Annotated in this window: 2 protein-coding genes; both read left to right on the forward strand. The window is 56.7% G+C overall.

Features of this window, described 5'->3' with window-relative positions; all coding sequences use genetic code 11:
* The first annotated feature begins 472 nt into the window (after positions 1-472).
* Positions 473-973 carry a tRNA (adenosine(37)-N6)-threonylcarbamoyltransferase complex ATPase subunit type 1 TsaE gene (tsaE, locus tag RW092_RS22845; RefSeq protein ID WP_036625433.1) on the forward strand — a complete coding sequence of 167 codons (501 nt, stop codon included), beginning with the start codon at positions 473-475 and terminating at the stop codon, positions 971-973.
* Positions 931-1,305, forward strand: a 375-nt coding sequence (gene tsaB / locus RW092_RS22850) for a tRNA (adenosine(37)-N6)-threonylcarbamoyltransferase complex dimerization subunit type 1 TsaB (RefSeq protein ID WP_316011376.1), incomplete at its 3' end; no start/stop codon positions are given. The genes tsaE and tsaB, both read left to right, overlap by 43 nt.

Raw genomic sequence — 1,305 nt, forward strand, 5'->3', positions numbered from 1 at the left:
GCAGCGTGCCGACCGTCGCTCGCATTTTTGCTCTCGCGCCACGTGCTCAGGCAGATTTAAAACCGAGGGCTTGACAAAAACGTTCATAGCAACGGACAGGAAAGACCTTATTTGCCGGAAATGATCAACTTTTTCTTCCGAAACGTTGGATTAACGCCTTCTGAGTCCGTTAGCGCGGGAAATGTCCGGGAAATCAGCAAATAAGGTCATCTCGGTCCGTTAGTGGAGCAGGGCTGGGGAGCTTGGGTTGGCGTTGCACGATAAAGCTCAGCGTTGCTCAGTGATGCAGCACTGCCCATCATGGTTCAGCAATCCTCAGCGAAGTGTTGTTCGAGTGAGCTTGGCTTAAGTCAATCAACTAAGTTCAATTTAGACCAACTGAGCAACTCAGGTGCTCGATTTCGAAGCGTTGTGACTCAAAGGTATGGCAATTTCGTTGGAACGTGATAAAAGGTGGTAAGCTAAAGTGAGCATGGATCAACATAAAGGCAGCATCTCCGCACGGTGGGTCTACGAAGCCGAGGATTTGAAGGGGACGGAGCGGCTGGCGGAAGCGTTGGCGAAGCTGGCCCAGCCGGGAACGGTGATCGCCCTGGACGGGGATCTTGGTGCGGGCAAAACGGCGTTTTCCCAGCTGTTCGCCAAGCACCTCGGCGTGAAGGACACCGTGAACAGTCCGACCTTTACCTTAATTAAGGAGTATGAGGGCAGGCTGCCTTTTTATCATATGGACGTCTATCGGCTGTCGCTGGATGAGGCGGATGAGCTGGGGCTGGATGAGTATTTCTACGGCCACGGCGTAACGCTGGTGGAGTGGGCCAGCTTGATTGAGGAATTGCTCCCGGAGGACAAGCTGCAGATTTACATCGAGACAGTGTCGGCCACGGGACGGCGTATGCATATCAACGTGCAGGGGGCAACCTATGAGCCATGGGTGCCGGCCCTGAAAGAGATTGGAGTATCCGAATCATGAGCGAACATGAAAATATACAGCCCTCGCAGCGGCTGTTGACGCTGGACACCGCCACTTCTTCGCTGGCGGTGGCGGTGATGGAGGGCGGCCGCGTGCTGGCCGAACGAACGATCCATGCCGAACGGAACCATTCGGCATATTTGGTCACGGCGATCGGGGATTGCCTGAAGGCGGCAGGGCTCGCCAAGCAGGATCTGGACGGGATCGCCGTCGGGGTGGGGCCAGGCTCCTACACCGGGATCCGGATTGCCGTCACGACCGCCAAGACGTTGGCGTGGTCGTTACGGCTGCCGGTCTACGGCGTCTCGAGCCTGGCCGCCTTGGCGCTGGCC

It is taken from the genome of Paenibacillus sp. 3LSP (genome assembly GCF_032465655.1).
In the GTDB taxonomy this organism is placed as follows: domain Bacteria; phylum Bacillota; class Bacilli; order Paenibacillales; family Paenibacillaceae; genus Fontibacillus; species Fontibacillus barengoltzii.